The sequence below is a fragment of the Streptomyces sp. NPDC039462 genome (genome assembly GCF_055639375.1).
The window spans coordinates 885,736-902,947 of sequence record NZ_JBVKAO010000003.1; the positions used below are offsets into that span (position 1 = coordinate 885,736).

Below are 17,212 nucleotides of genomic sequence, written 5' to 3' on the forward strand. Positions count from 1 at the left end.
AGGGCCTGACCCTATGAAGTCCGAGGAGACAGCAGGGACGTACCGCATCGATGCCGGCACGGCCCGCAGGATCGTGGTCGCCGCCCTGGCCGCACACGGCGTCGACGACGAGGCCCGCGCTGTCGTCGCCGACGCGCTCGTGGAGACGTCGACGCGCGGCATCAGCACCCACGGGCTACGGCTGCTGCCCCGCTACCTCGACGACATCGAACGGGGCATCGCCAACGCCACGCCGAAGATCCGCACCATCAGGGAGACCGGCCCGACAGCACTCATCGACGCCGACGCCGCACTGGGCGTGGTCGCCGGGACCGCGGGGGTGAGGGAGGCGGTGCGGCGCGCGGCCGAGCACGGGGTCGCGGCCGTCGTGGTGCGCAACTCCAACCACTTCGGGGCCGCTTCGGTCTACAGCCGTGCCATGGCCAGGGCCGGAATGGTCGGCTGGGCCATGACGTCCGCTTCGTCGCGGGTGGCCCCCTACAACGGTCGGGGACCGCTGTTCGGCACGAATCCGGTCAGCGTCGCGGCAGGCGAGGGCGACACCGAGTTCGCCCTCGACATGGCCACCAGTGAGGTGTGTCTGGGGGAAATACGGGAACGGGGGCGCCGCGGTATGCCCCTCGACCAGGGCTGGGCCACGGACGCGGACGGTCGCGGCACCCGCGACGCGGCCGAGGTGGCGGCCCTGTCCCCGCTCGGCGCCGGACACAAGGGCCAAGGCCTGGGCATGATGGTGACCCTGATGACCGCGGTCCTCGCCGACGCTCCGCTGGACTGGGAGCTCGACCACATGGAGCAGGCGACGCCCGGCAAAGGACGCGAGGTGGCGCACTTCCTGCTGTGCCTGGATCCGGCCGCTTTCGGCGGGCGGGGCGCCTTCGACGGGCGGCTGCACGACCTCGTACACACCACGCGCGGGGCACCGGCCGCGGGCTCCGATCCGGTCCTGTGCCCGGGAGACCCGGAGCGCGACCAGGCGGCCGGCGCCTCCCGGGACGGCATCCCGCTGGACCCGGACACGGCACGAGCTCTGTACGCGCTGGCACAGCGGCACCACATCGCAGCCCCCGCGCCTCCGGGCGCCCGCAGGAGGACACCGTGACCGCACTGTCCCCGGCCGAATTCATCTGGATGGACGGCCGACTCGTCCCCTGGGACGACGCACAGGTCCATGTGCTGACCCAGTCCCTGCACTACGGATGGGCGGTCTACGAAGGCATCAGGGCACACGAGACCGCGGCCGGCCAAGCCGTGTTCCGGCTCCGCGACCACATCGCGAGACTCCGGCGCTCGGCCCGCGTCTACCTGATGGACATCCCGTACACCGACGACGAACTGATCGCCGCCACCACGGAACTGATCGGAGCGGGCGGCCCCGGACCACGCTATGTCCGCCCCCTCGTCTACCTGGGGTACGGCAGCATGGGTGTCGCCCTCGACCTGTCCGCGGTGCGAGTGACCATCGCCGCCTGGGCGTGGGAGGAGCACCCCACCCGTAACTGGCGGCTCATGACGAGCAGTTGGCGGCGCAACCACCAGGACACCATTCCTCCGCTGGCCAAGGCCACGGGCGCGTACCTCAACTCCTCGCTCGCCAAGATCGCGGCGGTCAGGGCAGGTTACGACGACGCCCTGCTGCTGACCGCGTCCGGGCACATCTCCGAGAGCTCCGCCGCCAACGTCTTCCTCGTCAGCTCCGGCGTACTGCACACCCCTCCCGTGGAGCAGGGCATACTCCCCGGCATCACCCGCTCCACCGTGCTCGAACTGGCCGACGTGGCAGGCATCCCCACCGTCGAACGCCCCCTCTCGCACGCCGAGGCGTACACCGCGGACGAGATCTTCCTGACCGGGACCGCCATCGGCATCGTGCCGGTCGAGTCGGTCGACGACCGCCGCACCACCACGGAGGGCTGCGGTCCGGTCACGGAGGCGCTGCGCGACGCCTACCGGGACGCGGTCGGCGGCAAATCGCCGGCAGCCGCCGAATGGCTCACCGAGGTGTGAGTGCCCGTCACCCTTCCAGCCCATCCGCCACCCGGGGCTTGTGGCGCGGGTACCACACGAGCACCAGCGCGCCGACCGTCACCACCAGCGCGGCCAGCACGCGCATCGCGGTGTCCAGGGAGGTGGTGAAGTCCGTGACGACGGCGTGGCGCAGGCCGGGCGAGGTCAACCCCTCGGCGGCCAGGCGGTGTTCGGCGGCCGGGACGGTCGTCGGCGCGCCGGGCCCGCGCAGCGGCGCCGGGAGGCCCGCGGTGAACACCCCGGTCACCACACTCCCGCTCACCGCCACGCCCAGCGCGCTGCCCAACTCCCGCGCCAGGCTCTGCAGTCCGGAGCCGACCCCGGCCCGGTGCGCCGGCAGCGCGGACATCATGCCGTACGACAGCAGCGGCGTCGCCAGGCCGCACCCGGCCGCGGTGAGCGTCGCCCCGAGCGCGTACAGGGAGTACGGAGTGCTCGGGCCGACCAGCGAGACCGTGGCCAGACCGGCGGCCAGCACCGCCAGCCCGAATCCCAGCGTCACCCGTGGACCGGTGCGCCGCTCCAGGGCCGCCGCGCAGCGCGGCGCGAGCAACAGGGCACCGGCCATCGGCAGCAGCCGCACTCCCGCGCCGAGCGGCGAGTAACCCTTGGCGTACTGCAGATACTGCCCGTTGACGAAGAACAGGCCGAACATCCCGAAGAACACCAGCGCCATGCCGACCGCCCCCGCCCGCACCACCGGCACGGTGAACAGCCGGGGGTCCAGCATCGGATGCTCTCGGTGCAGGTCCCAGCCGGCCCAGGCCGCCAGCAGCACCGCCGCCGCTCCGAAGCCGCCCAGCACCCGCGGGCTGCCCCAACCGGCTTGCGGACCGGAGACGATGCCCCACAGCAGGGCGAGGAACCCGGCCGTCAGCAGCACCGCGGACACCATCGACACCGGCCGGTCGTGCCGCGGCGGCGCCGGTGAGAACGCCACCACCAGGACAAGTGCCGCCAACGACAACGGCACCACACACCAGAACAGCGCCCGCCACGAACCGAGTTGCAGCGCCGCGCCGCCGCCGACGTTGCCGAGCACGGCCGCCAGCCCCGTCATCGACGCCCACACCGCCACCAGCCGAGGCCGACGGTGGGCCGGCGCGCCGCCCACCATCAGGGCCAGCGTCGTCGGCAGCACCGCGGCGGCGCCCACCCCGCTGACCACCCGGCCCGCGATCACGGTGCCGATGCCCGGCGCCACGGCGCACAGCACGCAGCCGGCGGTGAACAGACCCATGCCCGCGGCCAGCACCCGCTTGCGGCCGAGCCGGTCGGCGAGCGCACCGCCCGGAATGAGCAGGCAGGCGAAGAACACCACATAGCCGTCGACCACCCACATCACCGACTCGGCCGACGGGCGCAGGGCGCTGCGCGAGAGCGCGGGGATGGCGAGGTTGACCGCGGAGACCATGCCCACCACCAAGGTGACGCACAGACACATCACGGCGACGGTCAGGGGGCCGGGGCCTGCCGTGTCCCGGTCGGCGTCCCTGTGCACGCCTCTGCTCGCGTCCCGGTCAACGCGTCGGCCCGTGTCCTGGTCCGCACGCGCGGGCGGGGAGTCGGGGTTCACCGTTCACCTCCTGCTCGTGACAGGTTGTCGTTGTCCCGAGGGGGAGGGTCGATGTGCGGCTCCGGTACGGCGCGGACGAGTTCGGCGCGGAACGCGAGCCGGTCGCCGCGGATGCGCAGGAACTCCAGGTCCACCGGGCGCCCGTCGGGCAGCCTGGTCAGCCGTTCCACGGTGAACAGCGCCGAGCCCGCCGGGATGTCCAGGAGCGCGCACGTGTGCGGGTCGCCGCCCACCGCGTGCACGGTGACGCTCGCCGAGCCGAGCCGGCCGCCGGTGGACTCCTCGATGAGTCCGAACAGGTCACGTCCGGCCAGGTCGGCGGCGAGCAGCGGCTCCCCGATGTCCGCGGCCAGGTAGGTCAGGTCGAGGGACAGCGGCACACCGTCCAGCAGCCGCAGCCGTTCGATGTAGACCACCCGGCCGCCGTCGGGGACGTGCAGCTTGCGTGCGACCTCGCCGGGCGGGCGCACCAGGTCCGCGACCCGCACGTGATTGGTCACCTCACCGTGCGTGCCCAGCGTTTCGGCGAGGCCGGTCAGCCGCTCCAGGGTGTGCTCGTACGGCCGCCGTACGATCACCGTCCCCACGCCCTGGCGCCGCTCGACCACGCCTTCGTCGCGCAGTACGCCCAGCGCCTCGCGGACGGTGTTGCGCGACACCGCGAAGTCGGCGATCAGCAGCCGCTCGTCCGGCAGCAGGCCCGAGGTGAACGCCCCGGAGGCGATCTGGCGGCGCAGCACTTCCGCGACCTGCCGGGCCCGGTCCGCCCGGGTCCGCCGCCGACTCTCCGGTGCCGTCCGGGGCTCGGTGGACTGGGTGGGCGAGGCGTTCATGGGACCTCCGCTGCGCGTCGGGGCATGACCGAATCGGCACGGCGGTGTCGAGTCGGCGGCCGTGCCGCGGCGGCACCCGCCAAACCTAGGACGCGGAGGTTTCCTGCGCGTTACGCCACCTGCCCTGACCTGCGACGACGCCCGTGACGTGCAGCGCGGCGGGGAGCGAGGGTCTGTTGTGCCACCCAGTCGCCGCGGCGCCGCCGACTCGCCGGGTCGTTCCGCGTCGAGGCTCGAACCTCATCCTCCAGTTCCACGTGTCGAAACTCTTGTTCCGTCCTGTGGACTCGCTTAGGGTCGGCGCCCCCGGCTGCCCGCATGCGGTCGGGCCTTTCCTGTGTGGACACGAAGGAGTGTGCGGTAGTGCAGCAGGCGTGGCGGGACGGGTCGTCGGGCGAGGGTGACGGGCAGGGGCAGGGCATCGGCCGACGGGACGGGGGCACGGAACGGGCGGGGCAGCCGGAGGCGGGCTGCGAAGGCGGTGCGACACGCGGCGTGGGACGGCGCAGCTTCGTCGTCGGGGCCGGGCTCGTCGGGACCGGCGGCCTGCTCGGCGCCGCCGGGGCGGGACCGGCGGCCGCCGCCGACCGCGACGGCCATGGCGCCTCCGGTACGCAGGACGGTCACGGGAGCTTCGGCCCCGCGGACCTCCGAGGCAAGCGACTGCTGCTCGTACCGGACCTGGTGCTGTTGCCGGAAGGGCCGGTCAAGGATCGCGCGGTGCTCGTCCAGGACGGCACCTTCAAGGCCGTCGGACCGGTCCGCAAGCTCACCGACGCGCACCAGGACGCCCGTACCGTACGGCTGAAGGGCCACCTGCTCATGCCGGGCTTCGTGGACGCCCACCACCACCTCACGCAGAGCTTCGGCAAGGCCCAGGCGTTCGGGCAGCCGTCCGAGATCTTCAAGACGGTCTGGGAGCCGCTGGAACGCGCCTTGGACGAGGAGACCGCTCATCTCTCGGCGAAGCTCGCGGCGTTGGAGGCGCTGCGCGGCGGGTTCACCACCGCCGCCGACGCCGGTACCCGCGCGCCCGTCGACGTGGGCGTCATCGCCGAGGCCGCGGAGGAGGCCGGGTTGCGCTGCGTACTGTCGAAGGTCGTCTCCGGAGGAAAGGGCGGCAAGGAACACCTGGAGCGCTTCCAGAGCTCCCGGCTGATCCACCCCTCGCTGGCGATACCCGTCCCCGAGGACGCCACCACGGAGGTGCTGAAGCAGACCGCCGACCTGTGCGCGGACGCCGACGCGGTCCTCCAGATCCACGTCAACGAACACCTGGCCGCCGTCGAACGCTCGCTCAAGAGCGTGGGCCGCCGCCCGGTGGCCCACCTGCACCACATCGGCGCCCTCAACGCGCACATCCTCGGCGCCCACGCCACCCTGCTCACCCCCGACGAGATGCGCATGCTCGCCGACACCGGCGCCGCCGTCAGCTACAACCCGGTCGCCAGCGCCTGGAAGGGAAACGCCGTCGCGCACGCCCTGATGTGGCGGGCCATGGGCATCCGCTTCGGCACCGGCACCGACGGCACCCGCGGCGGCGGCTTCCGGCTGGTCGACGCCGCGGAGAGCGCCCAGCGGCTGGCCTACGGCCTGCAGTCCGGCGACTCCTCGTGCGGCGCGGGCCGCACGTGGCTCACCCACGCCACCGCCCTGAGCGCCGACGCCGTCGGGCTCGGCAAGGTCACGGGTGAGGTCTCCGTCGGCAAGGCCGCCGACTTCTTGCTCGTCGACCTCCGCGTGCCCGAACTCACCCCGTCCTACGACCTGTCGTGGGAACTGGTCCGGCTGGCCGACCGCGACCAGATCACCGCGGTCGTCGTCGACGGAAAGCTGCGCTTGTGGCAGGGCTGGCCCACGGACTGGGACGGGCCCGCGCTGGTCCGCAAGGCCGCCGAGGTGGGACCGAGAGTCGTGGAGCGCGCCCGCATCAAGAGAGTCGACCCGGACCCGGACGGCACAGCACGCCACGCGCGGCGCCCCTGAGGCACCGCTTCCGGGCATCCTGAGGCACGGAGACAGGTTCCGGACTCCGGTGGCGTGGTACCCCTAGCGGTACGCCCCCAAGGAGACGAGCATCCTGTGACCGAATCTCCCGAAGCCTGCGGACAGCCGGGGCCCGGTACCGAGCCGACCACCGCCGACCGGGCCTGGCTCGCCGTGGCTTGCCAACTCGCCACCGAGTGCACGCCCTCGACCACGGCGTTCTCCGCCGGCGCGGTCATCGTCGCCGACGACGGCACCGAGCTCGCCCGCGCCCACTCCCGCCTGCGCGACGCGCACGACCACGCCGAGGAAGGCGCTCTCGCCCAACTCGCCCCCGGCGACCCCCGGCTGTCCGGAGCCACGCTCTACAGCTCCCTCGAACCGTGCGCCGAGCGCGCCTCCCGGCCGCGGTCCTGCGCCCAGCTGATCCGCGAGGCGGGCATCCGCCGCGTGGTCGTCGGCTGGCGGGAACCCGACACATTCGCGCCCGACACATTCGAGGCCGGCACATCCGAGGCCGACACCTTCGCACCTGGCACGGACGGGACCGCAGACCTCGAGTCCGCGGGCACCACCGTCATCGAACTCGCCGAATACGCGGACGCCGCCAAATCCCCGAACCAGCACCTGCTCCGGCCGGGTTGACCGGCCGGCCTCTCAGCGCAGCACCGCCGAGAGCAGGTCCGTGCCCAGGGCCGTCAGCGCGGGCAGGTCGAGGGCGTAGTGGATGTAGCGGCCGCGCCGCCGCGACGTCAGCAGGCCGGCGCGGCGCAGGACGGCGAGGTGGCGGGAGACCTCCGGGGCCGTCAGCTCCCAGGCGTGGGCCAGCTCACCGGTGGTGTGCGGGCCCCGGGCCAGGGTGCGCAGGAGGCGTAGCCGTACCGGATGGGCGAGCGCTTCCAGGCGTAGCCCGACCGTCTCCAGCGACACCGGCTCCGGCGGGTTCGGCTCGGCCACCGGGTACTGCACCACCGGCTGCCACCCGGGAGCGTGGACCACCACGAGGTGCGGGCGGCCGTAGACGCTGGGGATGAAGGTGACACCGGCGCCGCGGGCGGCGGTCGCCTTGTCCTGCAGCTTGTCCACGGTGATGCAGTCGCCGTCCGGCGCCAGCGCGACGGCTGCGGAGACCGATGCGAGTGCCGGTCCGATCCCCTGGTGCTTCAACAGGTCGTTCTTCAGGCGCAGGTCCGCGGCGAGCCGCGCGGCGACATCGGCCCAGGCCGCGTCGAAGAACGCCTCGGCGCACTGTTCGAGTGTGTGGCGCACCCTCGCCCGCACGGCGGCCGGGTCGGTGAGCAGCCGCTCCGCGAAGGCTTCCTGCCGCGCGCCGCGGGCCTGGGCGAGGTCCAGGGCCCGCTCGCGCGCGGCCGCGTCGGCGAGCGGGGAGGGCGCGGCGGAGTGGGCCCGGTTGCTGCCGCACGTGGTGACGAGCGCGGCGGTCACATAGGTCTCGTCGTCGATCCGGTCGACGTCGTCCAACTCCTCGGCGAGGGACTGCCGGGGGCGGGCGGGGAGCAGGAAGTCCGCCTGTGAGGAACGCCAGAGGAACTCCGCTTCCCGCAGGCGCTCGGACAGCTCCGACGGCAGCCCGGCCCGCACTTCCGCCGCCCAGCCCGCGAGCTGCGGATGGTGCCCGGGGGCGGCCAGCACATGCAGCATCGCGGTGAGTTCGGCCAGCGGGGAGGCGGCGAACCGCAGCCGGTCGGACGGCAGTCCGGTGATGTCGATGCGCAGCGTCATCCCCTCATCATCGCTGGTCGGACGGGCGGCGAAACCGTCGGTTGACGGTGTCCGTCAACTGACGTGCCCCACAGGGCGGCCGCACGAACGGTTGCTCCATGCCCACCACCACCAAGATCAGACCCCGCGCCCTCGTCCACGCCTCCGGCGGCCCTCGCTACGCCGTCGCCCTCGCCGTGGACGCCCTCGGCACCGGCCTCCTACGGCCTTTCCTGTTGCTGTACGGAGTGACCGTGCTGCACCTGTCGGCCCCGCTCACGGGCACCGCCATGACGGTGGGTGTCGTCGCGGGCCTCGTGTTCATGCCCGCGCTCGGCCGCTGGCTGGACCGGGGCGCGCGCAGCACGGCCGTGGCGGCGTCGATGCTGGTGCGGGTGGCGGGCACGGCGCTCCTGCTGGCCGCCCCGGCGGGAAACGTCTGGCTGTTCACGGCGGCGGCACTTGTCCTCGGCATCGGCAACCAGGCCTGGCCGGCCGCCCACGCCGCCCTGGTCGCCACGGTCTCCCACGGCCGCGAACGGGACGCGGCGCTCGCGGCGGGCCGCGCCCTGCGCAACGCCGGCATGGGCGTCGGCGCGCTCATCGCCACCGCCTGCCTGGCGGGCGGCACCCCGGCGTTGCGGACGCTGGCGGCCGTCACGGGCGTCAGCTACCTCGTCGCGGGGGTCCTGACATGGTCGATACGTGTACGGGTAGAGGCCGCTCCGGCCGCCGATCCCACTGTTGTTCCGGCTATGGGCCCGACCCAGGAGAAGGACGACGAGCCCGCACCCCGCATGCGTGCCCTGCTCGCCGCCAACGTGATCTACGTCTTCTGCCTCAACGTCCCTGAAATCGCGCTGCCGTTGATCCTCACGACCCAACTGCACGCGTCCCCGGTGTGGTCGGCGGGCATCTTCGTGGCCAACACGGTCCTGGTGGTCACCCTCCAGGTGCCGGTCACCGTCCTCCTGTCCCGCTACCCCCGGCGAACCGTGCTGGGTCTCGCCGGCGTGGTCCTCACCGTGTCGTACCTCGGCTTCCTCGGCGCGGCCTCGCTGGACCACGGCTGGGCCGTCCCCGCCATCGCCGCGGTGTCCGTGGTCTGCACTCTCGGCGAGATCATCTACGCCGGCAGCGCCACCGCGCTGGTCACCGCCGTCGCCCCGGCCCACGCCCTGGGGCGCACCCTCGCGCGTTTCGAGCTCTCCACCGGCTTCGGCCTCGCCGTCTCACCGGCGGCCCTCACCACGCTGGCCCCGCACGGCCCCGCCGCCCTGTGGGGGAGCCTCGCGGCCACGACGCTTCTCTCGGCCTGCGCGGTCGTCTCAGCGTGACTGTTTGCGGTCGTCTCACTCCGACTGTTCTCGAGTCACTGTGACTGGTTCGAGCGCACCACGAAGCGTGCACCGTCGGGGTCGCACAGGATGGCCTCCGTCGCGCCCTCTTCCCCCTGAACGACACTGCCGCCGTTGGCCAGCGCGGCCCGGGCACACGCCGCCACGTCGGCGACCGTGAAGTGGATCTGCCAGCGCGGCCGGATCGAGGGATCGGGCGCGGACTCCACCGCGCCCGAATGGATGCGGGCCACGACGTCGCCCTGGCTGCGCAGCACGACCTTCTCGTCCTCGTAGTCCACTTCGCAGCAGCCCGCGACCGTGGACGCCCAGCCGAGGACCTCCGCGTAGAAGATGGCCGCGTCGAAGGCGTTCCGGGTGTGGAGCTCCACGAAGACCGGAGCCGCACGGCGCCATTCCTCCCAGTTGGCGACCAGCTCGCCCTCCCAGATGCCGAAGACCGCCCCGTCGCGGTCGGCCAGCAGTGCCGCCCGCCCCGGAGGGAACGAGATGGGCCCCACGGCGGTCGTCCCGCCGCGCTCCTGGCTGCGGGCCACGGTCTCGTTCGCGTTGGACGCGGCGAAGAAGGGGGTCCATGCGACAGCCGTCTGCCCCATGGCTTCCACGACGGACACGCCGGCCACCGGCAGGTCGCCCACATGGGCGAACCGGTACTCGTCGCCCAGCTTGCCGGTGCGCCAGTCCCAGCCCAGCACGGCGTGGTAGAACCGCTCCGCGGACCGCAGGTCGCGCGTGGTCAGGTTGACCCAGCAGGGCGCGCCGAACACCGAGCTGCTGGCCACGTGCTCGGTCGTGGGCGTCTTGGAGCTGTTCATCTCTGTACCGTTCCGAGGTCGATGGACGGGCCTCCATCATCCCCACCGCCGGGCCCCGCGTCGCGCTATGGCACTGGTGTGACTTAACGCTGCCCCTGCCGCAGGGGCCGTGACCACGCCGCCGTACTCGGAAGAGTGAATCGAACGGACAGGTGGCGTAGGGGCGGCCCTCCAGCACTCGCTCCACCCGCCCGGCTTCGAACTCCCGCTCGACCAGTCGCCCGAGGCTGCCCGTGTCGGCCCTGTGATCAGCGGCGTTGTATCGGTGTTCGGTCCGTTTCCCACCACCGAGGAGATTCCGTGAATCCCGTCCGCATGCTGACCGCCCTGCGCCCCGTGTTCGAAAATCCTCCCGCCCAGGCCGTCGAGGCCACCGCCTTCCGGCGACCGGTCGACGTGCGTCGCGCCCTGTTCGCTTCGGCATCACGACCGTCATCGGGGTGGGGAGCATGACGTACGCGATCACCACGCTCGTCCCCCGCGCGTGCCTCCAGGGCTACGACCGGGACCTCACCCCACAGCAGCGGTGCGACCGGCTGTCGGCGGAGGTGTCCGCATGACGACACCCCACGAGTCCGTGACCGTCCCCGCGGCCCGGAGCGGAGGTCCGCGACCGTCCGCGCCGCCGGAGCTCGACTACAACGGACGCAAGCACCGGGGCGCGATGGACGACGCCACCCTGTGGGACATGGCCCGCCGGATCCCCGCGGCACTGATGCAGACGGCCCGGCTCGCCTGGACGGTCGACCGCCGCATGACGGCGACCGTCGTCGGGTGCCAGCTGCTGTCCGGGATCGGCACGGGGGTGATGCTCGGCGCCGTGGCCAGGGCCCTGCCGCAGCTGATGGTCTCCGACCCCCGCGAGGGGCTCACGCGCGCGTGGCCCGCTCTCGCCGTCGCCGTCGTGGCGATGGCCACCGGCGCGGCGATGTGGATCCTCGCCGACTGGGCGACCCGGCGCCTGAACCCGAAGATCGCCTCGGCCGCGGACCTCACCCTGGTCGACCTGTACATGCGCGCCGAACTCGCCGCGTACGACGCGGAGGGCTTCGGCGACCGGAGCAAGGCGGCGGAGATCGGCGCCATGCGCGCCGTCGACCTCGCCGACGACGCCAAGACCCTCACCAACGGACTCGTCCAACTGGTGTCCGCGGCGACGGTGCTCACCTCCCTGCATCCGCTGCTGCTCGGAGTACTGCTGCTGTCCGTCGTCCCCCGGGGGCTGGGCGGAGTGATCGCCGCACGGGTCGACTACCGGGTCCACGACCGGACGGTCTCCGCCCGCAACGTGCGCGGGATGATGCGCTGGTGGCTCACCACGGCCGAGCTCGCCGACGAGTTGCGGGCCAACACCATGCGCGGCTATCTGCACTTCTGGTACCGGTCCATGTGCGACCGCGTGGAAGGCCGCGAGCTCGCGGGCGCCCGCCCCTACCTGCTGATCACCTTGCTGGCCGCGTCACTCGGCGGCCTGTTCACCCTCGGCATGTGGGCGTCCCTGGCCGCGCTCGTGCTCGCCGGCACCATGTCGACGGCGATCGCCGGAACCGCCGTCGTCGCCTCCCAGACCGCCGGGCGCGCCCTGAACTCGATCATCAGATACAGCACGGTGATGTTCCACCACGGCCTCTACCTCTCCGACTACTACGAGTTCATCGACGAGGTCCGCGCCATGACCACGGCCCGCGGCACCGCGCAGGCCGGGCCTCCGGAGCGGATCCGCCTGGAAGGCGCCTCGTACCGCTACCCGAGCAAGGACACCGCGGCCGTACGCCCGATCACTCTCACCTTGCGGCGTGGCGAGGTCGTCGCACTGGTCGGGGAGAACGGCGCGGGCAAGTCGACGCTGATCCGTATGCTCACCGGGCTGACCGTTCCCACCGACGGCAAGGTGCTGTGGGACGACACCGATCTGGCCACCGCCGACGCCGACTCGGTCTGGCGGCACGTGGGCCTGGTCCCGCAGAAGAACGGGCACTGGCCGCTCGCCGCCCGGGAGAACATCACTCTGGGCCAGCCCCGCGAGCACGGCGACGACCGGATCTGGGACGTGGCGGAACGGGTCGGCATGACCCAGGTCCTCCGCGAACTGCCCGACCAACTCGACACACTCCTCGCCCGCTCGGTGTGGGGCGGCCACGAACTGTCCGGCGGGCAGTGGCAACGGCTCGCGTGCGCGAGGGCGATGTACCGCGAACCCGCCGTGCTCGTCCTCGACGAGCCGACCAGCGAGATGGACGCCCGCGGCGAACACACGATCTTCCAGGAACTGCGGGCCACGGCCCCGGGCCGGATCACCGTGGTGGTCACGCACCGACTGGACAACGTACGGATGGCCGACCGCGTGATCGTCCTCGACCGGGGCGCCATCCGCGAACAAGGCACGTTCGACGAACTCGTCGCGACGAAGGGAAGCTTGCTGGGCGAGCTGTACGCGCTCGCCCAGGACCGCTGAACCCCCGACCCTCAACACACACCAACCCCCAACACACACCAACCCCCAACACACCCCAACCCCCAACACACCCCAACCCCAGCCGCGGTTACTCAGGATCTGGGCCCGCTGCGAGGAAGTCGGTCAGCGCGGCGGCCAATGACATGGGGGCCTCTTCGGCGACGTGGTGCCCGGAGTCGATGCCGTGCCCGCGCACGTCATCGGCCCACCGGCTCCAGATCGCACGGGGATCCCCGTACAGATCCTCCATGTCGTCCTGAAGCGACCAGAGGACCAGCGCGGGACAGGTGATGCGCGCACCGGCGGCACGATCGGCTTCCTCGTGCTGCCGGTCGATCGTGAGGCCTGCGCGGTAGTCCTCGAGCATGGCTCGTACCACGTCAGGATTGCGTGTGGCCTGCCGCCACTCGGCGTAATTCTCCTCTCCCATGGCCTTGGGATCACCGCGGTACCAGCTGTCGGGATCGGCGGTGATGACCCGCTCGGGGATGTCCGGTTGCGCGAAGAAGAACCAGTGCCACCACTGGGTGGCGAACTCGGTGGTGATACGCGACAGATGTTCCGTCAGCGGCAGGCAATCCGCGAACACCACCCGGGAGACAACTTCGGGGTGGTCCAGCACGAGACGCAGAGCGACGCTGCCTCCACGATCATGACCGACGAGTGAGAACCGACGATGCCCGAGACGGCGCATCACGGCCACCACGTCATCGGCGACCGCCCGCTTGGCATAGCCGACGTGATCCGCCGTGAAGCGTGGCCCTCTGGAACGTCCGTATCCCCGCAGGTCCGGGCAGACCACCGTGTACCCGGCTTGCACGAGCAGCGGAGCGACCCGATGCCACGTAGCGGACGTGCGGGGATGCCCGTGCAGCAGCACCACGGCTGGGCCCTGCCCGCCGAAGCGGACGAAGACGGAAGCATCACCGACGTCGAACTGCCCGGTCTCGAACCCTTCGAACATCCGGCCTCCCTGGAACGGCTGGAGCACCCCGCCCGTCGCGTGCGCGATGCTCTTGCCTCCCTTGCCCCGGCCATCGGCGCTCATTCTTCTGGCGCCGGTCGCCGGACCGGCCGGCGCATAGCGCGCTACTCGACACGCTCGTGATCGATGAACTCGGTCAGCGCCTCCACAGTCGCGTCGGGCTGCTCGTCGGGAATGAAGTGTCCGGCCTGTGGGATGAAGACGCCGGTCGTGTTCTCTGCCCACGGGCGGATGGAGGCGGCCATGTCGGGGATCGACCCGTGGGAGCTGGAGATTCCCAGGACCGGGACGGTCAAGTGCCCTCGTTCGAGAGCGTCATGGTTCTTGCGCGCTGATTCCGCGGCCTCGCGGTAGTAGGCGAGAGACGCCGAAAGGCCTCCCTCGGCCGCGATGGCAGCGGCGTAATGGTCGATCTCGGCGTCGTCGAAGGTGTTCGGGGACAGGGCTTTGACCTTCAAGAACCAGCTGACGTAGTCACGCTCGCGGCCGGTGAGCAGGGTCTCGGGCAGTTCGGGCACCTGGTGGAAGGCGAAGTGCCAGGTCTTCCAGGCCCGTTCGGGGTCTGTTGGGATGGAGTCCGGGAGGGTGACTCCGGGAATGCCGGCGTCAAGCAGAGCGACACCATGCAGGCGCTCTTCGTACTTCAGGGCCAGCGAGAAGGCGACCCACGCTCCGATGTCGTGCGCGACGAGCCAGTACTTCGGCACGTCGAGCGCGGTCAGCGCGGCCTGGACACGCGAAGCGACGGTGTGCGTGTCGTAGCCCCCTTGAGGGCGGTCGGAGTGACCTTGTCCCGGCAGGTCGATCGCGATGACACGGAATCGCTCGGTGAGGCCTGGCATCACCTTTCGCCAAGCCCACCAGGTTTGCGGAAATCCGGCGAGCAGGACGACGGTTGGACCGTCCGGCCGCCCGCCTTCCACGGCGTGAAGTCGGATTCCTGCCGCGTCGACCCAGCGGTGAGTGAAACCCGCGAGGTCGTACAGCGGCAGCCCGGGGACCGGGTTCTGGTCGCAGGAGCGGTTCGGGCCTATGGCGTCGTCGGTCATGGCTTGAGCCTACTGCATCTTGAACTGGTTAGTTCAAGATAGGATGGGCAGGGCCGGAACGGCTGGTCCGAGAACGAGGTGCGTGCGTGATGGCCGGGAAGAAGCAGTTCGACGTGGGCGTCGCGCTCGATGCGGCGATGGTCCAGTTCTGGCGGGACGGATACGCCGACACGTCTCTCGACGACCTCTCCAGGGCGACGGGACTGAACCGCAGTTCCATCTACTCCTCGTTCGGCGACAAGGACGCGCTCTACCTGCGCTGCCTGGACCGCTACGCCGCGCGGTACGGAAGCAGGTACGACCAGGCGCTTTCACGGGCGTCCGAGGAACCCCTCCAGGCGGTACGGGCATTCTTCGAGGTCACCCTGCAGCGCATCGCCGACCCTGACGTACCTGATGGATGCCTGGTCGCCCAGACCGCGATGGCGGCACCGGCGCTCAGCCCCGTCATCGCCGCACGCGCGAGCGAGGCCCTGAGCCTTCAGCAGGCGCGGCTGCGGACCGCCTTGACCGCCGCGCAGTTGTCCGAAGGCGATGCCGACGACTTCGCGGTTCACCTGGCGGCGGTCAACCAGTCGCTGGCCGTGCTGAGCAGGATCAAGGTGAGCCAGAAGCAGCTCCGCACGGTCATCGACGTCAGCATGAGCGCGCTCTCGCATGCCTTGCATGCCCGGAGCTAGCCCCGAGGAGTTGGTCGCCGAGTCAGGGGGAGAGCAGCAGGGCGAGAACCAGCGCCAAGCAGTAGGCGGCGCTCGCCGGTCCGGTCGCTCGCGCGTACGGTCCGGGCGCCGGGGCGGCCTCGGTCGGGCGGAGTGCGGGGTCGGCCGCCAGCGCGCGGATCCCGTCCACTGCGGCCCGGGCCCGCGGCCGACGGGGCAGCAACTCCGCGAGCCAACGCGGGGGCAGGACGCCGTAGACGTCGACGTCACGGTCGATGGCGTAACGGATACGGAATCCACGGTCTTCCGCGCTGATGCCGCGGAACTTGTTCCACGGCACGTGATGGACCGTGAACGTGCCAGTGACCCGGAGACCGTCACAGTCGGCCACGACCTGCCAGTTCAGCAGAGTGACAATGGGCAGCGCCGATGCCGCCACGAGAAAGGCGAGGGCGCGGGCGTGCCGGGGTTCGGCTTCGTGGAATGGGAGGCCTACGGCTACGAGCGTCAGTACCGCCAGGTACCCCAGCACGATCGCACGCGCCCCGGGCTCCGCCCTCCATCGTACCGGTGCCGCACCGGTCTGCCAGGTTTCGGCCGGCGGATCGGCACGGTACTGGGGCCGTACCGGTTTCGTGGTGTGCCCGGATCCCCTGCCCGTGAGGAGAACCAGCTCGCCACCGGCATACGGAGCTCCGTACAGCACCGCCTCGTGCAACGTGCCGTCCTTGGGGAGGCTGGTACGGCAGGAGAAGACGGGCGATGCGCCCGTGGTGTCGTCCGCCGCGAAGACGTCCGTACGCCGGTCGTCCGAACCGCCGCCGGCCCGCAGGAGGACCCGCAGTACGGGCACCGGTGACCTGCGCAGGGCTGCGATCCCGCGCCATCCCACCAGGCCCGATCCGCCCCAGTGCAGCCCCACCACGAGGGTGAGGACCGCGGCGAACCGCCAGTTCTCCGTGCTCAGCAGCCAGCCGCTGCCCGCGGCCGACAGCGCGAGAGCGAGCAGGGCGAATCCGAGGACCGGGACGCCGCAGCCGAGGTCCGATCCGCCGCGACCGGTGGTATCGACGTCCTTCGGCAACGGCAGCCGCACGGGGCCGGCCGCGTCGAGAGCAAGCGTCCGCTGCTTACGGGCGACCCAACAGCGGTGCAGGCAGGCCACGAACGCGTATCCGGCCGCCAGGACGACGGCGGTTCGGGCCCCCGCCGGTGTCTGTGGCTGCAGCGCGACACCGAGGGCGATCAGCGGCAGAACGGACGCTGCCAGGTGCGGCAGGCGCCAAATCCAACGGAAGACGACCACACCCACGAAAGCGAGGTGTGCGGTGACCCACCATCGGGGTTCACATGGCTCGACTCGGCCGCAGAGGTGGGCGTCCATTCGCGGGAAATCCGTCGCCGGAACGAGCGCGCAGACCAGGGCCAGGGCGGCGGGCAGGGGGTGGGACCACGCGGCAGGCCGGGCTTTCAGCCACTGGCCGGCGGCTGTCGAAGTCCACATGGCGACGCCTTGCGGCATTGGTTCCTGCGGCTGCGGTTGCGGCTGCGGAACGGGGCTCTCGATCACGCCCGATGGTCCTGGCACGGACATGGCTCGTCACCGCCCGTCGCGCGACGGAACGGTGAACACCACGGCACGGATCGGTGTCGGCCGCCGTTCCCTTCGTCGTGGTCGACTGCCTTGGTCGACTGCCTGGGTCGTTTGAGTCGGGCGACTGACCCGGACTGAAGCGTCAGAGGGTG

The 17,212-nt window shown here is 71.6% G+C and carries 13 protein-coding genes and 1 pseudogene; 7 read left to right on the forward strand and 7 right to left on the reverse strand.

Annotated features, from left to right (window positions below; all coding sequences use genetic code 11):
* Positions 1-13: 13 nt before the first annotated feature.
* On the forward strand, positions 14-1,102 hold the full coding sequence (locus tag ACZ7LU_RS21225) for an Ldh family oxidoreductase (RefSeq protein ID WP_471917592.1): 1,089 nt from the start codon (positions 14-16) through the stop codon (positions 1,100-1,102).
* The gene (locus ACZ7LU_RS21230; protein WP_471917593.1) at positions 1,099-2,007 is read left to right on the forward strand and encodes a branched-chain amino acid transaminase; all 909 of its coding nucleotides are present in this window, start codon (positions 1,099-1,101) and stop codon (positions 2,005-2,007) included. The genes ACZ7LU_RS21225 and ACZ7LU_RS21230 overlap by 4 nt, the downstream gene beginning before the upstream one ends.
* A gap of 7 nt (positions 2,008-2,014) precedes the next feature.
* Here the strand turns inward: ACZ7LU_RS21230 and ACZ7LU_RS21235 are convergent, their stop codons facing one another.
* Both ACZ7LU_RS21235 and ACZ7LU_RS21240 read right to left on the reverse strand, forming a co-directional pair.
* Positions 2,015-3,604: an MFS transporter gene (locus tag ACZ7LU_RS21235; protein ID WP_471917594.1), complete on the reverse strand. Its 1,590-nt coding sequence runs from the start codon at positions 3,602-3,604 to the stop codon at positions 2,015-2,017.
* On the reverse strand, positions 3,601-4,437 hold the full coding sequence (locus ACZ7LU_RS21240; protein ID WP_471917595.1) for a GntR family transcriptional regulator: 837 nt from the start codon (positions 4,435-4,437) through the stop codon (positions 3,601-3,603). The genes ACZ7LU_RS21235 and ACZ7LU_RS21240 overlap by 4 nt, the downstream gene beginning before the upstream one ends.
* Positions 4,438-5,100: 663 nt before the next feature.
* Between ACZ7LU_RS21240 and ACZ7LU_RS21245 the strand changes: the two genes are divergently transcribed.
* Together ACZ7LU_RS21245 and ACZ7LU_RS21250 are read left to right on the forward strand one after the other, a co-directional pair.
* Positions 5,101-6,423 (forward strand): amidohydrolase family protein, encoded by a 1,323-nt coding sequence (locus ACZ7LU_RS21245; protein ID WP_471917779.1) that lies wholly within the window; start codon positions 5,101-5,103, stop codon positions 6,421-6,423.
* A 126-nt stretch (positions 6,424-6,549) separates the two neighbouring features.
* Positions 6,550-7,068 (forward strand): annotated as a pseudogene (locus ACZ7LU_RS21250) (cytidine/deoxycytidylate deaminase family protein); the annotation flags it as partial.
* Between the two features lie 12 nt (positions 7,069-7,080).
* Here ACZ7LU_RS21250 and ACZ7LU_RS21255 read toward each other — a convergent pair.
* Complete coding sequence (locus ACZ7LU_RS21255; RefSeq protein WP_468308431.1) at positions 7,081-8,166, reverse strand: DUF5937 family protein; 1,086 nt, start codon at positions 8,164-8,166, stop codon at positions 7,081-7,083.
* Positions 8,167-8,264: 98 nt separating this feature from the next.
* On the opposite strand from ACZ7LU_RS21255, the gene ACZ7LU_RS21260 reads away from it, so the two are divergent.
* Positions 8,265-9,482 (forward strand): MFS transporter, encoded by a 1,218-nt coding sequence (locus tag ACZ7LU_RS21260; RefSeq protein ID WP_471917596.1) that lies wholly within the window; start codon positions 8,265-8,267, stop codon positions 9,480-9,482.
* Positions 9,483-9,517: 35 nt separating this feature from the next.
* Here the strand turns inward: ACZ7LU_RS21260 and ACZ7LU_RS21265 are convergent, their stop codons facing one another.
* Complete coding sequence (locus ACZ7LU_RS21265; protein ID WP_398306464.1) at positions 9,518-10,318, reverse strand: VOC family protein; 801 nt, start codon at positions 10,316-10,318, stop codon at positions 9,518-9,520.
* Between the two features lie 556 nt (positions 10,319-10,874).
* Between ACZ7LU_RS21265 and ACZ7LU_RS21270 the strand changes: the two genes are divergently transcribed.
* Entirely contained in the window at positions 10,875-12,773 is a 1,899-nt protein-coding gene (locus ACZ7LU_RS21270) for an ATP-binding cassette domain-containing protein (protein ID WP_471917597.1), read from the forward strand.
* Positions 12,774-12,861: 88 nt separating this feature from the next.
* Here the strand turns inward: ACZ7LU_RS21270 and ACZ7LU_RS21275 are convergent, their stop codons facing one another.
* Together ACZ7LU_RS21275 and ACZ7LU_RS21280 are read right to left on the reverse strand one after the other, a co-directional pair.
* A complete protein-coding gene (locus tag ACZ7LU_RS21275) occupies positions 12,862-13,737 on the reverse strand; it encodes an alpha/beta fold hydrolase (protein WP_471917780.1) in 876 nt (291 codons plus the stop codon).
* A gap of 125 nt (positions 13,738-13,862) precedes the next feature.
* The gene (locus ACZ7LU_RS21280) at positions 13,863-14,807 is read right to left on the reverse strand and encodes an alpha/beta fold hydrolase (protein ID WP_471917598.1); all 945 of its coding nucleotides are present in this window, start codon (positions 14,805-14,807) and stop codon (positions 13,863-13,865) included.
* An 89-nt stretch (positions 14,808-14,896) separates the two neighbouring features.
* Between ACZ7LU_RS21280 and ACZ7LU_RS21285 the strand changes: the two genes are divergently transcribed.
* A complete protein-coding gene (locus tag ACZ7LU_RS21285) occupies positions 14,897-15,487 on the forward strand; it encodes a TetR/AcrR family transcriptional regulator (RefSeq protein ID WP_471114962.1) in 591 nt (196 codons plus the stop codon).
* Positions 15,488-15,509: 22 nt separating this feature from the next.
* On the opposite strand, the gene ACZ7LU_RS21290 is transcribed toward ACZ7LU_RS21285, so the two are convergent.
* The gene (locus ACZ7LU_RS21290; RefSeq protein WP_471917599.1) at positions 15,510-16,970 is read right to left on the reverse strand and encodes a hypothetical protein; all 1,461 of its coding nucleotides are present in this window, start codon (positions 16,968-16,970) and stop codon (positions 15,510-15,512) included.
* Between the last annotated feature and the right edge of the window lie 242 nt (positions 16,971-17,212).